This is a genomic window from Mesorhizobium sp. M5C.F.Ca.IN.020.29.1.1 (genome assembly GCF_003997375.1).
GTDB classification, from domain to species: domain Bacteria; phylum Pseudomonadota; class Alphaproteobacteria; order Rhizobiales; family Rhizobiaceae; genus Mesorhizobium; species Mesorhizobium wenxiniae.
Genome location: NZ_RZSW01000909.1, coordinates 1 through 1,607 on the forward strand (window position 1 = coordinate 1; position 1,607 = coordinate 1,607).

Below are 1,607 nucleotides of genomic sequence, written 5' to 3' on the forward strand. Positions count from 1 at the left end.
CTTGAGCGGATCGCATTCGAACCACTCGTTTAGATAGTCACCGATACTCATCGTCATCAGTTTCACGAAGCTTTCCTGCTTGGAGGTTGAAAGCCTGCGGAATCGATTGCCCATCTTGAGCAGCGACAGCAGGTCGCCGAATCCGCCGCCAAGATTGGGTGGAGTTTCCAGTAGAGTATCGCGGATAATATCGGCAGCCGACCTAATTTCATCCTGAAAAGCGCGATAGCGCTCAGCATCGCGTGGGGAAAAACGTTGGATCTCTCGTTCTGTCCCCTCGATGCTGGGCGGAATGAACATCGCACCGCCCTCAGGCAGGGGCAGAAGTGTCGTGCCGGTTCGCTCTATGATATCCAAGCCATGGACTGCAAGCTCCAGGTCACGGACAACGTTCGGGTGGAGCAACCCGACCACGTAGGAGCATACAGAATTACGGAAGCCCGGATAAAACTCCTCGGTAACAGCAGCACCGCCTATGATGCCTCGCCTCTCAAGCACGAGCGTCTTCAGGCCGGCACGAGATAGGTAGCCCGCCGTCGTAAGGCCGTTGTGCCCGCCCCCGATTATGACAACGTCATATTCAGCCCTGCTCGTCATCAACTACCTCGTACGGCTGCAGTTCGCCAAATAATTCGAACATCGTTCCAATTAGAACGTAATTGCCTGAAAGTCAATGGAGGACAAAGCGAAGACCCAAACGGAACCGGGCGTAGTGACAGCGTACGGACGCGGCAGCTTGACCGTCCTTGTGCTGTGTTGCGGTCCCCTTGCATTCTTGCATTCACTGGGCCCACAACCTACGCAAATTGTGAGTTGCGCGGGCAATGTCCGGCGGTTCAGGTAATTTGGCCTCATGCCACTGATTCCAAAGGGTGCCACCGCCGGAGCCGACACTGCGCCAAGAACGCACCGTCCAAGCCAGATCCTATGAGGAGGGTGGATAGCGACCTGAGCTGTTGAGCTGTGGCAAGGTGCGGTCGCTTAAACACAATCACCTTACCTGGGAGACAAGCGTGCCCGTTGCAGCTCACCGACCGAAAGCGCCGACCGTTCGCGGTAGGGACGCTCATTGCTGAGAGCCCCCCGCACAGATCCGGACGAGCCCAATTCGGGCATCCGGCTCCTACCTCGGATGTCTGACGGCGAAGCGTTCGCGAGGCCAAGGGTGAAGGATACGCGGTGGTGGGAGCCAATCGTCGGCTAGTTTCCTCATCCGTTTCCATGACAGGGCATGCCTTTGGCTGCGCCGTCGAAGCGTCCGCTTCCATAGGCTTGTGACCTGTTCCCGAAACGCGCTGATAGACCGGTAGTTGGTCGGTACAGCATGATAGGCGTAATAGCCGGCGAGCACCTGCCTCAGCCATTTCCCCTGCTCGGGGATCGGATGATGCATGCGCCGTTGCAGTTCGACCTTGATCTCTTTCAGCTTTGCCCATCGGCCCATCGGCTGTCCCGCCGACTTTTGCGGTGGATTTGGAACCGATCGTGCCGATTCTTTCGGCAGATGTGGATAAAGCCTAGGAAATCGAAGGTTTCCGGTCTGCCAACGCCCTTCCTCTTGCGTGTGTCCGCGGCGAAGCGGCCAAACTCGATCAGTCGTGTCTTGT

General features: G+C 57.2%; 1 protein-coding gene. It reads right to left on the bottom strand.

Going from position 1 to position 1,607, the window contains the following annotated elements; translation table 11 throughout:
- Nucleotides 1-597 (bottom strand): NAD(P)/FAD-dependent oxidoreductase (locus tag EOA85_RS34875; RefSeq protein ID WP_164760116.1); only part of this gene is annotated, 597 nt, incomplete at its 3' end.
- Nucleotides 598-1,607: the final 1,010 nt, after the last annotated feature.